This window comes from Pseudomonas syringae KCTC 12500, assembly GCF_000507185.2.
Classification (GTDB): Bacteria; Pseudomonadota; Gammaproteobacteria; order Pseudomonadales; family Pseudomonadaceae; genus Aquipseudomonas; species Aquipseudomonas syringae.
Genome location: NZ_AYTM02000002.1, coordinates 4,129,077 through 4,144,427, shown reverse-complemented (window position 1 = coordinate 4,144,427; position 15,351 = coordinate 4,129,077). Strand labels below are relative to the sequence as shown.

Annotated in this window: 15 protein-coding genes, 1 tRNA gene and 1 pseudogene; 5 read left to right on the top strand and 12 right to left on the bottom strand. The window is 56.8% G+C overall.

Features of this window, described 5'->3' with window-relative positions:
• The gene (gene dapA, locus V476_RS18890; protein WP_003317384.1) at window positions 1-879 is read right to left on the bottom strand and encodes a 4-hydroxy-tetrahydrodipicolinate synthase; all 879 of its coding nucleotides are present in this window, start codon (window positions 877-879) and stop codon (window positions 1-3) included.
• A gap of 325 nt (window positions 880-1,204) precedes the next feature.
• Between dapA and V476_RS18885 the strand changes: the two genes are divergently transcribed.
• Together V476_RS18885 and V476_RS18880 are read left to right on the top strand one after the other, a co-directional pair.
• A complete protein-coding gene (locus V476_RS18885; protein ID WP_003317383.1) occupies window positions 1,205-1,768 on the top strand; it encodes a glycine cleavage system transcriptional repressor in 564 nt (187 codons plus the stop codon).
• A 9-nt stretch (window positions 1,769-1,777) separates the two neighbouring features.
• Window positions 1,778-2,251, top strand: a complete 474-nt coding sequence (locus tag V476_RS18880) for a peroxiredoxin (RefSeq protein ID WP_003317382.1) — start codon at window positions 1,778-1,780, stop codon at window positions 2,249-2,251.
• 66 nt (window positions 2,252-2,317) lie between these two features.
• Here the strand turns inward: V476_RS18880 and V476_RS18875 are convergent, their stop codons facing one another.
• On the bottom strand, window positions 2,318-3,388 hold the full coding sequence (locus V476_RS18875; protein WP_004406094.1) for an AI-2E family transporter: 1,071 nt from the start codon (window positions 3,386-3,388) through the stop codon (window positions 2,318-2,320).
• Window positions 3,389-3,423: 35 nt separating this feature from the next.
• Window positions 3,424-3,675: a sulfurtransferase TusA family protein gene (locus V476_RS18870; RefSeq protein ID WP_003345538.1), complete on the bottom strand. Its 252-nt coding sequence runs from the start codon at window positions 3,673-3,675 to the stop codon at window positions 3,424-3,426.
• Between the two features lie 140 nt (window positions 3,676-3,815).
• On the opposite strand from V476_RS18870, the gene V476_RS18865 reads away from it, so the two are divergent.
• On the top strand, window positions 3,816-5,249 hold the full coding sequence (locus V476_RS18865) for a M48 family metalloprotease (protein WP_003409438.1): 1,434 nt from the start codon (window positions 3,816-3,818) through the stop codon (window positions 5,247-5,249).
• A gap of 80 nt (window positions 5,250-5,329) precedes the next feature.
• Here the strand turns inward: V476_RS18865 and nadA are convergent, their stop codons facing one another.
• Entirely contained in the window at window positions 5,330-6,388 is a 1,059-nt protein-coding gene (gene nadA, locus V476_RS18860) for a quinolinate synthase NadA (RefSeq protein ID WP_024960234.1), read from the bottom strand.
• A gap of 323 nt (window positions 6,389-6,711) precedes the next feature.
• Here nadA and V476_RS18855 point away from each other — a divergent pair, with 323 nt between their 5' ends.
• Entirely contained in the window at window positions 6,712-7,566 is an 855-nt protein-coding gene (locus V476_RS18855; protein WP_024960235.1) for an oxidoreductase, read from the top strand.
• 73 nt (window positions 7,567-7,639) lie between these two features.
• Here V476_RS18855 and V476_RS18850 read toward each other — a convergent pair whose 3' ends face one another.
• From V476_RS18850 to V476_RS27500, 4 genes are all read right to left on the bottom strand, one after another.
• Window positions 7,640-8,965: a hypothetical protein gene (locus tag V476_RS18850; RefSeq protein ID WP_024960236.1), complete on the bottom strand. Its 1,326-nt coding sequence runs from the start codon at window positions 8,963-8,965 to the stop codon at window positions 7,640-7,642.
• Between the two features lie 115 nt (window positions 8,966-9,080).
• On the bottom strand, window positions 9,081-9,662 hold the full coding sequence (locus tag V476_RS18845; RefSeq protein WP_024960237.1) for a DedA family protein: 582 nt from the start codon (window positions 9,660-9,662) through the stop codon (window positions 9,081-9,083).
• A 54-nt stretch (window positions 9,663-9,716) separates the two neighbouring features.
• Window positions 9,717-9,983: a cupin domain-containing protein gene (locus tag V476_RS18840; RefSeq protein WP_003345526.1), complete on the bottom strand. Its 267-nt coding sequence runs from the start codon at window positions 9,981-9,983 to the stop codon at window positions 9,717-9,719.
• A gap of 243 nt (window positions 9,984-10,226) precedes the next feature.
• The gene (locus V476_RS27500; protein WP_024960238.1) at window positions 10,227-10,898 is read right to left on the bottom strand and encodes a Crp/Fnr family transcriptional regulator; all 672 of its coding nucleotides are present in this window, start codon (window positions 10,896-10,898) and stop codon (window positions 10,227-10,229) included.
• A gap of 93 nt (window positions 10,899-10,991) precedes the next feature.
• On the opposite strand from V476_RS27500, the gene V476_RS18830 reads away from it, so the two are divergent.
• The gene (locus tag V476_RS18830) at window positions 10,992-11,675 is read left to right on the top strand and encodes a hypothetical protein (protein WP_024648310.1); all 684 of its coding nucleotides are present in this window, start codon (window positions 10,992-10,994) and stop codon (window positions 11,673-11,675) included.
• Between the two features lie 68 nt (window positions 11,676-11,743).
• Here V476_RS18830 and V476_RS29410 read toward each other — a convergent pair whose 3' ends face one another.
• From V476_RS29410 to queC, 4 genes and pseudogenes are all read right to left on the bottom strand, one after another.
• Entirely contained in the window at window positions 11,744-12,574 is an 831-nt protein-coding gene (locus V476_RS29410) for a methyl-accepting chemotaxis protein (protein WP_371834348.1), read from the bottom strand.
• 27 nt (window positions 12,575-12,601) lie between these two features.
• Window positions 12,602-13,564, bottom strand: a pseudogene (locus tag V476_RS29405) (methyl-accepting chemotaxis protein); the annotation flags it as partial.
• A gap of 958 nt (window positions 13,565-14,522) precedes the next feature.
• Window positions 14,523-14,598 (bottom strand) — tRNA-Lys (locus tag V476_RS18820).
• A 63-nt stretch (window positions 14,599-14,661) separates the two neighbouring features.
• On the bottom strand, window positions 14,662-15,351 hold the full coding sequence (gene queC / locus V476_RS18815) for a 7-cyano-7-deazaguanine synthase QueC (protein ID WP_003422119.1): 690 nt from the start codon (window positions 15,349-15,351) through the stop codon (window positions 14,662-14,664).

Genomic DNA, 15,351 nt, shown 5'->3' with positions numbered 1-15,351 from the left:
TTAAACCAGGACGCCGGACTGGCGCATGGCCTGACGCAGCGGTTCATGACAGGCTTCGCTGAGCCAGGTAAGCGGCAGACGGATACCGTCTGGCATCAAACCCATTTCATGCAATGCCCACTTCACGGGGATAGGGTTGGATTCGATGAACAGGGTGTTGTTGAGCGGCATGAGCTTTTCGTGAATCGCCCGGGCCGTTTGCGCATCGCCACGCATGGCCGCTGCGCACAGATCGCTCATGGCGCGCGGTGCAACGTTGGCGGTCACGGAAATATTGCCCTTGCCGCCCAGCAGCATCAATTCGACTGCTGTAGCGTCGTCGCCGGAGTACACCAGAAAATCGCTGCTGACGCTGGCCAGGATGTCCTTGGCGCGTTGCAGGTTGCCGGTGGCTTCCTTGATACCAACGATGTTTTTTACCGTCGACAGACGCGCAACGGTCTCTGGCAGCATGTCGCAGGCCGTACGGCCCGGTACGTTGTAGAGGATCTGCGGGATGTCGACAGCATTGGCGATGTGGCTGAAATGCTGGAACAGGCCTTCCTGAGTCGGCTTGTTGTAGTAAGGCGTCACCAGCAGGCACGCGTCGGCACCCGCATTTTTGGCGTTGGTGGTCAGTTCGACGGCTTCACGCGTCGAATTGGCGCCTGTACCGGCGATGACCGGAATGCGACCTGCAACCTGAGTGACCACCCGGCGGATGACTTCGATGTGTTCGTTCACATCCAGCGTCGCCGATTCACCGGTGGTGCCTACGGCAACAATGGCGTGGGTGCCCTCTTGCAAGTGGAAGTCAACCAGTTTGCTCAGGCTGTCCCAGTCCAGACGACCTTGTGCATCCATTGGTGTGACCAGTGCCACCATACTGCCCGCAATCATGCAACCGCTCCTGCCGGAAAAAGAGAGCCGTAATGGTACTGGCGCTATCAGCCTTGTACAAGCGAAGTACCGCGCTCTGAGCATTCCCCTGAGCGATGGTTTTCGCTACCCTTCGTCCTTTGATCGGTACTGGTCACCTGCGCACCTCGCTCAATCGGTCGAATTTGTCGCCAGAAGCCCCGCCCCAGCGCACTCCAGCCCAGTCATGGTATATCCATGCGAGCCAGGCGCCGAGGGACCCGGCAAGTAATCTTGCGCCATCGATTGTCGAAACAGCCCCGCAAGTCCGAAAAAGTACCGACCGCTCATCGTCTAGGAATGCTGCATGTCGTCCACCCCCACAGTTCGCGAACAATTCCTTGTCATCAGTGCCCTTGGCGCAAACCCCATGGAGCTGACCAACGTCCTGTGCCGCGCCAGCCATGAAAACCGCTGCTCGGTCGTCACCTCGCGTCTCACCCGCCACGGCGAGTGCAGTGCGCTGATTCTTCAGGTGTCGGGCAGTTGGGACGCTCTGGCGCGCCTTGAAACCGGTCTGTCGAGCCTCTCCAAGAAGCATGCGTTCACGACCAGCGTCGTGCGCAGCGCCACTCTGGAGAACCGCCCTGAAGCCCTGCCCTACGTGGCCTACGTCAGCTCGGCGTACCGCCCGGACATCATCAATGAGCTGTGCCAGTTCTTCATCGACCACAACGTCGAGCTGGAGAACCTGATCTGCGACACCTATCAGGCCCCGCAGACCGGCGGCACCATGCTCAATGCCACGTTTACGGTGACACTGCCTGCCGGGACACAGATCAGTTGGTTGCGTGATCAATTCCTCGATTTCGCCGACGCGTTGAATCTGGACGCACTGATCGAACCCTGGCGCCCACAAGCCCCAATGTAAGGAGTCCTCATGACTGTCACAGTAGATCATCCGGTTCCCGATTTTCAGGCACCCGCTACCAGCGGACAGACTGTCGAGCTGTCTGCGCTCAAAGGTCAGCAGGTGGTGATTTATTTCTATCCGAAAGACAACACGCCCGGCTGCACCACGCAGGGCCAGGACTTTCGTGACCATATCGCGCAGTTTCAGGCAGCCAACACGGTTGTCCTCGGTGTTTCGCGCGACAGCCTGAAGACCCACGAAAACTTCAAGGCCAAGCAGTCTTTCCCGTTCGAGCTGATTTCGGACAAGGACGAAGCCGTCTGCCAGCTGTTCGACGTCATCAAGCTCAAGAAGCTCTACGGTAAGGAATACCTGGGCGTAGACCGCAGCACCTTCCTGATCGACAAGGAAGGCGTACTGCGTCAGGAATGGCGCGGCGTGAAAGTGCCTGGCCATGTGGCTGAAGTATTGGCACAGGCCGAAGCCCTGAACAAAGGCTGAGCAACGTGCTCCGCTGCGGCGCGCAAGGTGCCGCAGCGATTCAGCGCTGCGGCTGTGACTATCGCGTCAAAGCAGCGGAGCTACCGTCGGCTCATTGCGAGGCCAGGCGTCGAGCACGGCTTTGAACAGCGTGGCCAGCGGAATCGCAAAGAAAATCCCCCAGAACCCCCACAGCCCCCCGAACAGCAGCACGGCGCAGATGATTGCGACCGGGTGCAGATTGACAGCCTCGGAAAACAGCAGCGGCACCAGCACGTTGCCATCCAGCGCCTGAATGATCCCGTGAGCGATCATCAGGTAGATGAACTGATCGCCCCAGCCCCACTGGAACAGACCGATCAACGCCACAGGCACGGTGACCACTACCGCGCCGACATAAGGCACGACCACCGATATACCGACCAGCATTGCCAGCAGCGCCGCGTAATTGAGCCCGAGCGCGGCAAAAGCGATGTAGGTCACGCCGCCACAGATGAAAATCTCGATGACCTTGCCGCGAATGTAATTGGCAATCTGGCGCTTCATCTCATCCGCCACCCGGTTGATAAGGGCACGCTCACGGGGCAGATAGCCGCGCGCCCAGCGGCCGATCATGTGCCGATCCTTGAGGAAGAAGAACACCAGAATCGGCACCAGCACCAGATAGATCATCAGGTTGACCAGCAACGGCAGGCTGGAAATCGAGAACGTCAGCGCCAACTGGCCGATCTTGCCCACTTCACCACGGGCAACCTCGATGGCCAGCAGCACTTGCTCGTCGGACACCAGATGCGGGTAACGCTCGGGCAGCAACAGCAGCACCGATTGCCATTTGGCAAGCATGCCCGGGGCTTCGTTGAACAAGGTGATCAGCTGGTGCCAGAGCAGCGGCACCAATACCAGCAGGAACACCAGCAATACGCCGATGAACAGGGTGAACACCAGACCGACGGCGGCCATTTCGGGCATGCGCAGGCGTTCCAGAACACTGACCAGGCCGTGCATCAGGAATGCCAGCACCAGACCGGCGATGACCGGCGCCAGCATGCCGCCCAGCGTCAGGACAAGGGTGAACGCCAGAAACAGCAAAACCGCCAGGACCACCGCCTCCTCGTCAGAGAAGTAGCGTTGCACCCAATTGCGAAGCACATTGAACATCAAACATCCTTTTCGGAAAAAAACGCTGCAGTGGGTCAGGCCTTGCGCAGCCAGTAACGATAAATGCCGGCATCGAACTCTTCATGCAGCAACTCGTGCCCGGCGAGCCTGGCAAAAGTTCGAAAATCGCGCTGCGAACCGGCATCGGTGGCAATTACTTTCAGCACCGCGCCGCTGGCCAGGCGGTTGAGCTCCATCTTGGCTTTCAGCAGGGGCAGCGGACAGTTGAGACCACTGGCATCCAGTTCGGCGTCACAGGCCTCGGGGCGCTCTACAGCGTCAGACATCGTTTATCTCCAGGCGGACACATCGAATTACAAAGCAGGTCCGAAAAGGCAGGACGAACAAGGCGGCAAGAATACCTCACTCTGGTCAGCACGCCATCGAGCCAGCTACAGTACAGGTTCTTCTGACCAGAGCTTCGTGCATGAATTTTTTGCGTCCTACACTGCTCACCCTAGCCTGCCTGTTCGCTACACACGGCATGGCGGATGACCTCCCCTCGCTTGGTGACGCCAGCTCCTCGATTGTCTCCCCCGAACAAGAGCACCGTCTGGGCCGTGCGTGGCTGGGGTTGCTGCGCGGCCAAGTGGCGCAGCTGTCGGACCCGCAGCTCAAGGACTACGTCGAAACTTCGGTCTACAGCCTGGCCGAGACCAGTCAGGTTCAGGACCGGCGGCTTGAATTCATCCTGATCAACAGCCCGCAACTCAACGCCTTTGCCGCACCCGGCGGCATCATCGGCGTCAACGGTGGTCTGTTTCTCAATGCTCAGACCGAGGGTGAGTACGCTTCGGTACTGGCTCACGAGCTGGCTCACTTGTCGCAGCGCCACTTCGCCAGGGGCATCGAGGCCCAGCAGCGCATGCAAGTGCCGGTCATGGCCGCGATGCTGGCGGGTATCGTCATGGCAGCCGCAGGCGCCGGTGATGCGGGTATTGCCACCATCGCCGGCTCACAGGCTGCCGCGATCCAGGAGCAACGGCGCTTTTCGCGCCAGAACGAGCAGGAGGCCGACCGCATCGGCATTCTCAACCTGGAGAAGGCCGGTTATGACCCGCGCAACATGCCAACCATGTTCGAACGCCTCATGCGCCAATATCGATTCGACGCCAGGCCTCCGGAGTTTTTGCTGACTCACCCGGTCAGCGAGTCGCGGATCGCCGATACACGCAACCGTGCCGAGCAGGCCAAACCGGGCGGCAAGGAAGACAGCCTGCTGTATCAACTGATGCGCGCCCGTGTGGCACTGATCTATGAAGAAACCCCAGGCATCGCCGCCAAGCGCTTCCGTGCGCAACTGGTTGAAAACCCGAAATCCGATCCGGCGCGCTATGGCCTGGCCATCGCGCAGATCAAGGGCGGACAACTGAACGAGGCCAGGGAAACCCTCAAGCCACTGCTCGAAAAAGCGCCGAACGACATTACCTATAACCTGACGCAGATCGACCTGGACATCACCAATAACCGGCTGGCCGATGCGCAGCAGCGTGTCGATCGCATGCTGACGCTGTACCCCGGCAATTATCCGCTCAATGACGTGCGTATCGACGTGCTGCTCAAGCAGAACCGCACCGCCGAAGCCGAGAAAAGCCTTGAAGCGCTGCTCAAGACCCGTCCGGATGATCCGGACATCTGGTACGTCGTGGCGGAAACCCGCGGCCTGAACGGCAACACCATCGGCCTGCATCAGGCGCGCGCCGAATACTTTGCGCTGGTCGGCGATTTCCGTCAGGCGATCCAGCAACTGGACTTCGCTAAACGCCGTGCGGCCAATAATTTTCAGCTGGCATCACGTATCGATGCGCGGCAAAAGGATTTGATCGAGCAGGAGCGGATGGTCAAGGACATGATGAACTGATCGTCCGGCGCCGCGAGGCGCCCGATACGACCGGCAATGAAAAAGCCCGACACTTTAGTCGGGCTTTTTCATCACTGCTGTCAGGCGTTGCCTGCCTGTCGCAAGCGCGCAGCCTGGGTGAAGTCCAGCATGCGCTGCAATGGACGCACGGCATTGGGGATCAGCGCCGGGTCGACGACTATCTCGTTACTGCCCTCACGCAGGCACTGCAAGGTACGCTCAAGCGTATTCATCGCCATCCACGGGCAATGTGCACAACTCCGGCACGCCGCGCCGTTGCCGGCCGTAGGCGCCTCGATGAAGATCTTGTCCGGGCACAGCTGCTGCATCTTGTAGAAGATGCCTCGGTCAGTGGCCACGATGAACGTCTTGTTGGGCAAGCGTTGCGCTGCGGCAATCATCTGGCTGGTGGAGCCGACCACGTCAGCCAACTCGATGACTGCTTCCGGCGACTCCGGGTGAACCAGAATCGCCGCCTCGGGGTACAGGGCTTTCATGTCTTCGAGCTGCTTGGATTTGAACTCTTCGTGGACGATGCAGGCACCGTCCCACAGCAGCATATCGGCACCGGTTTCACGCTGAATGTAACGACCCAGGTGCTTATCTGGCGCCCAGATGATTTTCTCACCGTTGTCCATCAGGCTCTCGACGATCTCCAGCGCGCAGCCAGAGGTCACCACCCAGTCCGCACGGGCTTTGACGGCTGCCGAGGTGTTGGCATACACCACCACGGTACGCTCCGGGTGCTGGTCGCAAAAAGCGGAGAACTCGTCGACCGGGCACCCCACATCGAGCGAGCAGGTGGCTTCGAGCGTCGGCATGAACACGCGTTTTTCCGGGTTGAGAATTTTCGCGGTTTCGCCCATGAAACGTACACCCGCCACCAGCACAGTGCTGGCTGCATGGTTATTGCTGAAGCGCGCCATTTCCAGAGAGTCGGCCACGCAACCACCGGTTTCCTCGGCCAGCGCCTGGATAACCGGATCACAATAATAGTGAGCGACCAGCACGGCGTCCTGCTTCTTGAGTTCCTCTGCAATGTCGGCACGGTAATGCGCCTGCTCTGCCGGGCTCAACGTCCTGGGCTGTTTGGCATCGAGATGCGCCTGCACCAGGAAACGTTCGGAGATCTGTGTCATGTTCACGGGACCTGAAAGCGCCAGTGCGCGAAAGGCAAGTTTACACCCGAAATACAGGCAATAAAAAAAGCCTGACAGAGGCTGCGCCATCTGCACAAAGGCTTATGGCTGATATCCGGTGGATATCGGCCAGACTTCTTAAGGCGCGCCGATTCTAGCGCCAAAAAACTGATTTAACAGCTGTTTCTGGCTCAGCAGGCAGCGATGAGAAGCGTTCCTGAAAACCCGCTTGCCGAGGCGTGATTCCGACCGGCGACTCAATGAAACGACACCTGTTATGCCCTGTCACAAGCATCAGTCCCCCTTATGAAGGAGAAAATGACATGGCAAGCGAATCGACCAATACCCCGGTGTGGCTCATCACCGGCTGCTCAACCGGCTTCGGCCGCGAACTGGCCAAACTCGTCATCGCTCGCGGCTGGCGTCTCGTCGCAACGGCCAGGGACAAGTCGCGAGTCGCTGACCTGGCCGAGGGCACGCAAGGCCAGGTCCTGGCTGTCGACCTCGACGTCAGCAAGGCAGACCAGATAGAAGCCGCCGTGGCCGCCGCGAAGTCGCAGTTCGGCAAAATCGACGTGCTGGTCAACAACGCAGGTTACGGTTATCAGAGCTCGATCGAAGAAGGCGAAGACGCTGAAATCCGTGCCCAGTTCGATGCCAACGTGTTTGGTCTGTTCGCCATCACCCGCGCCGTGCTGCCGATCATGCGTGAGCAACGCAGCGGCCACATCATCAATATCACTTCGGTTGCCGGCCTGATCGGCTTTCCAGGATCAGGCTACTACGCAGCCTCCAAGCACGCCGTCGAAGGTTTTTCCGACGCGCTGCTCGCGGAGGTCAAGCCACTGGGGATTTCCGTCACGTGCGTAGAGCCGGGGCCGTTTCGCACCGACTGGGCGGGACGCTCACTACGCCAGACGCCATCGCGTATCGACGACTACAAGGACACTGCCACCAAGCGCCTGCAGTCGACCAGGCAATCGAGCGGCAATCAGGCCGGGGATCCGGTACGCGCCGCAGAGGCGATGATCGCCCTGACCCAAAAAGCCGATGCGCCGCGTCATCTTGTATTGGGCAGCTGGGGATATGACGCCGTGGTGGCTGATCGTCAGGCACGCTTGAAGCAGATCGAGCAGGTTCGCGACATCAGCATCGGCGCGGACTTTCCGAAAGAGTGAGGTGCTGAGCACTGCACGGCTGCCAGGCAGGGACGATGATGCTGTCAGGCACGCATCGCCCGCCCGCCCGTTCTCAAACTTTGGTCCAGGCCCTTAAATCGCCAGCCCGCAGTTGAGAATTGATGTCCTGCAACTGATGCAAAGGAAGTGCTCCCAGAGGCTTCCCCTTTGCCTGCTCGGCCACTTGAGCTGCCAGGTTTTGCCGAAATGCCTGTATTTGTTGCGCGTCCAGATACTGAGCTTTTTCGCTTTTTTGGCCTTTAACACGCACGACTATATTGGCAGCCAATTCAAAGCCCTTGACTGCGCACCCCAGGCACAATGTGGCGAAATCACCCAGGCTACGCACCTCCACTTCTTTCAGTTTTCCACCATTCTCCGGACTTCCGGCAAGTGGGTGCTCGGTATCCTGATAAGCGTGCTGTGTGGTTTTTGAGCGTAATTTGATTTCATGCGTAGACAGGTTGTTGATTTTCTCGAAACCGAACACCAGTGGAACAATAGCTCCCCTGTTCAACAAACCCAGGTAGGGGGCCTTGCCATTTTCCAGAGAACGCTGCAGTTCACTCGCTGCCTGATGATAAAAGCGATTCAGCTCTTCGCCCCGTAACTTCTTTACCTGCCCATCGACTCTCAACTCAATCGAGCCCGGTAACTTCAGTGTGTCCAGATGCTCGCCCAGTGGGGCATTGATGAATGGGAGCCCGCCTAATTTATTGATATACCCGGCATGCAGTAAACGCTGCAGCCACGCAGCACCTTCGATATGCAGCGTCTCTGGGCTGCTCACTTCAATCGATGGCGCGAGTTCATTGGTGGAGAGCGATCTGCCGTTGTCCAGCGCATGCAGGATCACTTGTGCCATGCGGTGTTGCTGAGCGCGCGAGTACGCGTTGCTGGGATGCATCCCCTCACCTTTCGCATAGACTCGGGGCTTGCTGCGCAAGTCTGCACGAGTGGTTTCAGCGCTCGCACTTTCCCGCGTTCGATCAGAGAAAAACACCTTGCCTTCAAGAGACTGGGTTCCACCCTTTGCATCATTGACACCGCCCCTGAGCGCTCCCGATTGCAGGATTTCCAGACCCCAGGGCGTTCCGTGCAGAGCCTCGGGCTTGGTATAGCCCAGTGGCGCGGTGGGGTTGAGTGACTGCAGTAATGCCATGCGCAGACTGGAACGGCTGCGCTCGTCGATATCGCGCATGGTGTCGAGGACGTCCAGAGGCGAGTGCCCTTGTGCGTCCAGTTTATTGGCGCGCGCGCCCTCATTGCGCAGGCGTGCTACGGCCTTGCTGTCGCGACTGACCACTGCAGAATGCAGCGCAGTGCCAGACGATGGCGCTTGAGTTGCTGTCGAATGAGCGGGCGGGATGAAAGACGGAGAATTACGAATCGGGTTCATGGCGGGTCTCATGGCTAAACCCCATTGGTGGACCCGACGCAGACCGCGGTTCCAATACAGGCAAGCCTCTGTCCGTCACTGAAGGGTGTCTTGCTGTTACGCCGACTCCACCACCTCAATCATGCGTCGCCCTGGATCGGCGGCGCAGATACCGCACCAACGCCGCAACAGTCACCAGTGCTACCACCGCGAGGAAGATCGGCAGTCGATAGGGCTTCAGGTCGCCGAATAAATGCTGTAACGCTTCTCCGGCCCAATAGCCGGCGCAGACGAACAGGGTCGCCCAGACTGCCGCGCTCAGCACATTGATCAGCGCGAAACGCCAAGGCGACAGGCGACTTGCACCTATCACCATAGGCCCCACCAGGCGCATGCCGTAGAGAAAGCGAACAGCGAATACCGAGGTCGTGGGGTAACGCTGGATAAGACCCTTGACCCGCTTAATGGCAGATTGGTGACGCTTGAGCTTGGGCAGCAGACGCTCCCCGGAATAACGCCCGGTCCAGAATAGCAACTGATCGCCGAGCATACCGCCCAACGTGGCCAAGCCGATCACTTGCAGCAACTGCAGAGCACCTTGGTGCGCCGCCATACCGCCAAGGATCAACACTGTTTCGCCTTCCAGCAAACAGCCCAGGAAAATCACCCAATAGCCGTAGGCGGCGATCAGCGCGTTGAGGTCGAGATGTTCGAACATGGTCTTTCCTGTACGTCTGACATCACTTGAATCCAGGCTGAAATGCCAGCTTCGTCACTTTCTTCCCACCAGGTACCGTACGCCATGCTCACCAAACACTTCCGAATGGGGTTGGTTACATTCCAGGTGAAAAATATCTCCTGAGTTGTAGGTGAAATCGCCATCGGATTTACGGATGACCAGACTACCGTGCAGAACCAGCGCCATCGCCTCGAAGTTATGGGCGTGCGAATCGAGCGTACCAAACGCTTCGCGCTCAACTTCAACAACGGTGCCGAACCCTTCGGCAGCAAGCAGTTGCAAAAAAGCCTCTTTTTCCATTTCCACTTTTCCTGAATCTTTTGATGGGGTGGTGAACCCAATTGGCACCCGGAATGGCGGCGCCGTGACCACCCACTACGACAATGAATACAGCCTCGCAACATTCAAAAACGCCGCCTCTATAGATCACTCCTTGAGAGCAACATTCAATAAGTTTTCCAGCGCTTGGAACGCGTGCCTAAGATCAGCCCAACCTGCCCTGTCGCTGGGGTAATCCGCCGGTAATTAGTCTTTGCCGCCAGGCTAATCCCCTCGTGCTGCATTGCTGAGTTTTTGCAGATCGAGAATTGTGACGGCACCGTATCGAACGACCAACAGGCCTTCGGCTTCCCACATTTTCAGCTGGCGGTTGACGCTCTGACGAGAAACACCCAGTTGTTGGGCGATATTTTCCTGGCTTATCTTCAGGTATGCCGCTTCTTCGATACCTGGACGTTTGACCAAGGCAATGAGTCGGTTAGCCAATCTGACAGGCAGAGGATTCAGGATCGTGTTCCCGGCCCACTCGAGCGCCATTCGAAATCTGCCACACACCAAACGAGTAATGGCTAGCAGAACATCCGGTCGGTGCTCAATGATTTGCCAGAATGCGCTTGCCGGAAGAACTGCAATACGCGCTTGCGAGGCGGCTCGAACGTCATACGTCCTGGGTAAGCCATCTAAAAGTGGCACTTCTCCGAACCAATCTCCGGACACCAGTTGAGTAAGAAAGAGTTGGCGTCCGTTAACGCCCAGGCTACTCACTCGCAAAGTGCCTTGAATCAGACGAAACATTCCCAGTGGTTCAGAGCCTTGAGGGAAGACTGCCTCTGATTTTACCAACGTCCTGACCCGCGAGGCCTCAAGCAAAATCGCGTCCACATCCGGGGGGAGGGAAAAGGATGAGGGAATAGCTTTAGCAGACAACTCAGACATTGCCAAAACCCGACAATCTTGGTTTGAAGGCTCGGATAGTATCAGACGCATCTGGCCTGTAGACGACAGGCATACCTGAATCAGGAACGTAGAATGTACGTAGGTCACTTCGCCATAGGCCTGGCAATCAAGGCACGCTATCCAAGGATCCCCGCGCTCCCCATCATGATGGGAGTCGGCTTCCTGGATCTGCTGGATGGGATATTCATCATTCTTGGCTTCAACACCGTCACCCCGAATTTAAACAGCGGGCCGTATCTGTTCTTTGATCTGACCTTTATCGACTGGGATCACTCATTGCTTGCCGCTGTGTTCTGGTCAGTGCTTTGGGGACTGCTTTTCGTAAAGCATCGACCAGTAGCCATTGTGGCAGCGCTGGCAGCTTTCTCTCACTTCATCGCCGACTGGCCGATGCACAACAGCGATCTGGCGCTTTATCCCCGCGCAGTTGAGCATTACGGTTATGGCCTATGGGGCAAGCTGGGGACTGCCTCCTGGATTCTCGAAGGCGCTTTTTCAGCCGTGCTGGCAGCCTATGCATGGCGGCTAAGTAGGCAACGTGGCGTGAGTTTGACCTGGCCTTGTGTGGTGCTGCTTGTCTTGTTCTTGCAGCTATCCCCGTTCGCTTCGCCCATGAAGTTTGTTGCCACTCTCGATGAACCTCTGACGCATATACTTCACGGGGTTCTGGTCTCGTCAGGCTTCCTGATTCCAGGGCTGCTGATGTCATGGTTGTTGAATAGAAGTGAGCGTTTACGAGGACAGCGGGGGCAATGAAGCGGTCGTTGGGTCATTGAATTTGAGGCCTGACCCAAGCTGCAAACACATTGGGCCAGACCTTCAGGCTAGACTTTAAATCGGTTGGTCATCTCCTGCAGCCTGGCGCTGACTCTGGCCAATTCAACACTTGATGTCGCTGTCTCTTCACTGGCGGAAGCCGTTTGGTCTGAAATGTCCCTGACATTTGTGACGCCCCTGCCTATTTCTTCACCGACGTTAGTTTGCTGCTCAGTAGCAACGGCGATCTGTTCGTTCATCACCTCAATCTCATGAACAGATGCGGTAATACTCTGCAGCACCTCACTGGCTTGCGTGGACAGTTCGACACTGCTGTCCGTCAGTGCCAGATTTTGCTCTAGAACCTGGCCCATATGATCGGTACTGGTTTGCAGTTCGTTTATAAGCAGCGCGATCTCGTCTGTCGACGTGCGGGTGCGCACGGCCAGGCCTCTTACCTCGTCCGCGACGACAGCGAAACCACGTCCTGCCTCCCCGGCACGCGCAGCTTCAATGGCCGCGTTCAACGCCAGAAGGTTCGTCTGATCAGCCACCGTCTTTATCACATCCAGTACGCCACCGATGCTCTGAGTATTCCCTCTAAGCGCCGCCATCGCCGTCCTGGTCATGTTCATCTCACGCGCCAGGGTCTCTATCTGGGTGCGAGTCCTGTCAACGACTTGCCCACCTTTTTGGGCCAGCTGACTGGCGATTTGCGCAGTATTTACGGCTTGAGCTGCATTACGAGATACCTCATGAGTAGTGGCTGTCATCTGCTGCATCGCAGTGGCAATCTGCTCAGTCTCCAGTTTCTGCGCGTTCACGCCCGCACTGGTCTGCTCCGTTACGGCTGAAAGCTGCTCTGCCGCGCTTGCCACCTGCACGATTCCGTCTTTCATTTCCCCAATCAAGCTTCGAAGCCCGGACGTCATGCGCAACATGCTGCCCTGCAACGCGCCAAGTTCATCGTTTCGAGTCACTTCTGTTCTGTACGTAAAGTCTCCCTCTGCAACGACTTCAACGATTTCAACAGTCTCTTTGAGAGGATGAACAATTGATCGGGTGATCAACCAGGCAGCAAGAACACCCAACAGGGCAGAGAGGGCCAGCCAGAGCAAAATCTTCTCCTGTGCTTTCTCTGCATCGGAGGCACGAAGCTCGTTCTGGATAGCGGTCATCTTGTCCGTAATGCCAAGAATGGTAGCGATCGACGTTGTGATACCGCCTTGAGCCTCATCAACTTTGGCTTGAGCGGCGACTAATGTTTCCAGTTGCCCGCTATAGGTGGCCATTCCTGCGGCCAACGCTTGAACGTCAGCACTGGGCAAACGGGTATTTTTGAGCATGTCGATACTGGCCACGACCTGCGCTATCGCCTGACGAACAGTGTCTTCCCCGCTTTTACTCGGGGATGCCGTATAAGAGCGAAACGCGGTACGCATCTTCTGGACCGAGATAAACAGTGCCGGCAGTTTCTGACGATCCGCTGCATTCCCGCTCTCGTCGTTGGCAGCGTCTGCGATCTTCAGCAACAAACCGTTAATCGTTTCGCCCGAAGCGCCGGCCAGTGTCCGCAGTTGCTCACGCTCTCGAGTAGCCTCGACTGATCGAGTATAGAACCCACGGTAAAGCTGCATCGTCGTTTGGGCTTCTTTGAGCAGCGCGATGTTATTGGCTGTTTTGAAACGTGGCGAGATGCTCACCAGCTGACGCTCCGTCCGCTCGAGTGCCTCCAACCACTTTGAAGCCTGTGCATCATCCGCTTTTAAAAAATAAACCAAACGCTCGATACGCATGTCTCGTGCGATTGAACTGAACTGAGCAATGTCTCCAGACAAATCAGCTCGACGCTTCAATGTATCGGTGGCGTCCTTTCCCGTGTAAGCCATTAACAGAATCATTAAAATCAACAGTCCGAAACCCACCAATAGCTTCGCCCGAACCGTCATATTACTTAACACACCAGATGTTGCGCTGGACATATATCTTTACTCATTGATTTTTTTGAAAACAAAAGTCCGCCGGACAGGTAGCGGAACATAGAGTCCGATACGCATCAGGATGAATTGATAATGTGAACCTGCTGAAACCCTCGACACGCTCGGTAAAAAGGTCACGTCACAGATCTGAACTCACTGCGGCGTCATCCGGAGGGCCATTGAAGTACTTGAGTAAATACTCGAACTGTAGGTGTTTTCTGGACAAAGAGGTGCCGAGGCAGGATAAACCTGTTCATAACCGAGGATCTCGAATTAAAGATGAAAGGCCGGTCCATGGCTATAAGCCATTATGTCGTCACACTTTTCATTTTCTATAATTTTTTTGAGGCATGTCGACGAACGGACGAATAAAATTCGTCTCGGCACATGCATCTCAATGCTGAAAGCCACAGCTCATGATAATAATGAGTTACACAGAGAGGCAGCGACAATTAACTTTATTATCAAACAAACAGTTTGCATTATTGCCATCGCTGGCGCACTCATTTTAAAAAGACGTAAGGAACGCTGCTGTCGTTTGGCACGCTCGCCGTTGGCTTTGGCAAGACTATCAGCGCCCACGACACCAAAGCTCGGGCATTGAGTTTGATATCGGAGGGATCAGAAACGGCAATTGACATCACCGCTTGCCGGCGCATGTTTCGCGACAGGTGGCTGCGTTTCTGAACGGGTCTCACGCTTGAACGGCCTTACCTGCCTTCCGCTTCGAAAGACCTGTCAGGCGCTTTACAGATCGCTGCATCAACCCCATGACGGAAGCACAGAGTAGCTATCCGAACATGACAATCCGCAACGCAAAAAAAAACCTGGAAATCCGCATTTTCATGGGCCTTCCAGATTTTCGAAATGGTGGGTCGTGTGGGATTCGAACCTACGACCAATTGGTTAAAAGCCAACTGCTCTACCAACTGAGCTAACGACCCTCTGTTGTGTGGCGCGTATATTACTGATTTTTATCAGTAATTCAACACCTTTTTTAAAAAACTTTAAAAATAACGAGTCGGGTCTGCGATACCGGCTGCAGTAAAGCCCTCTGCGCGCAAGCGACAGCTGTCGCATTTGCCACAGGCACGGCCGTGGTCGTCAGCCTGGTAGCAGGAGACCGTCAGCGAGTAATCGACTCCCAACGCAGTGCCTGCCTTGACGATGTCCGACTTGCTCAGATTCTGCAGCGGCGCTCTGATAGTGAAGCCCTGCCCTTCCACACCGGCCTTGGTAGCCAGATTGGCCATGCGCTCGAATGACTCTACAAACTCGGGGCGGCAATCCGGGTAGCCCGAGTAATCCACGGCATTGACGCCAATGAAGATATCCCGCGCCCCCAGGACCTCTGCCCAGCCAAGGGCGAGCGAGAGGAAGACGGTGTTGCGTGCCGGTACGTAGGTGACCGGAATGCCTTCAGAAGGCGACTCAGGCACGGCAATGGAGCTGTCGGTCAATGCCGAGCCGCCAATACCGTTGAGGTTCAGGCCGATGACCTTGTGCTCCACGGCACCGAGATCACCAGCAACGCGTGCAGCGGCATCCAGCTCGGCGCGATGACGCTGGCCGTAATCGAAGCTCATGGTGTAACAGACGTAACCCTCGGCACGGGCCATGGCTACGACGGTCGCAGAGTCCAGACCACCTGACAGGAGGATCACGGCTCTTTTTTCAGTCTTGGTCAATTCACTCAT

Bases quoted from the DNA above. Each gene is read 5' to 3' on its own strand.
- queC (WP_003422119.1), bottom strand. From the start codon at position 15,351: ATGAGTGAATTGACCAAGACTGAAAAAAGAGCCGTGATCCTCCTGTCA.
- dapA (WP_003317384.1), bottom strand. From the start codon at position 879: ATGATTGCGGGCAGTATGGTGGCACTGGTCACACCAATGGATGCACAA.
- V476_RS18875 (WP_004406094.1), bottom strand. From the start codon at position 3,388: ATGTTCAATGTGCTTCGCAATTGGGTGCAACGCTACTTCTCTGACGAG.
- V476_RS18845 (WP_024960237.1), bottom strand. From the start codon at position 9,662: ATGTTCGAACATCTCGACCTCAACGCGCTGATCGCCGCCTACGGCTAT.
- V476_RS18870 (WP_003345538.1), bottom strand. From the start codon at position 3,675: ATGTCTGACGCTGTAGAGCGCCCCGAGGCCTGTGACGCCGAACTGGAT.
- V476_RS18850 (WP_024960236.1), bottom strand. From the start codon at position 8,965: ATGAACCCGATTCGTAATTCTCCGTCTTTCATCCCGCCCGCTCATTCG.
- V476_RS18880 (WP_003317382.1), top strand. From the start codon at position 1,778: ATGACTGTCACAGTAGATCATCCGGTTCCCGATTTTCAGGCACCCGCT.
- V476_RS18840 (WP_003345526.1), bottom strand. From the start codon at position 9,983: ATGGAAAAAGAGGCTTTTTTGCAACTGCTTGCTGCCGAAGGGTTCGGC.
- V476_RS29410 (WP_371834348.1), bottom strand. From the start codon at position 12,574: ATGAAAGACGGAATCGTGCAGGTGGCAAGCGCGGCAGAGCAGCTTTCA.
- V476_RS27500 (WP_024960238.1), bottom strand. From the start codon at position 10,898: ATGTCTGAGTTGTCTGCTAAAGCTATTCCCTCATCCTTTTCCCTCCCC.
- V476_RS18885 (WP_003317383.1), top strand. From the start codon at position 1,205: ATGTCGTCCACCCCCACAGTTCGCGAACAATTCCTTGTCATCAGTGCC.
- V476_RS18855 (WP_024960235.1), top strand. From the start codon at position 6,712: ATGGCAAGCGAATCGACCAATACCCCGGTGTGGCTCATCACCGGCTGC.
- nadA (WP_024960234.1), bottom strand. From the start codon at position 6,388: ATGACACAGATCTCCGAACGTTTCCTGGTGCAGGCGCATCTCGATGCC.
- V476_RS18865 (WP_003409438.1), top strand. From the start codon at position 3,816: ATGAATTTTTTGCGTCCTACACTGCTCACCCTAGCCTGCCTGTTCGCT.
- V476_RS18830 (WP_024648310.1), top strand. From the start codon at position 10,992: ATGTACGTAGGTCACTTCGCCATAGGCCTGGCAATCAAGGCACGCTAT.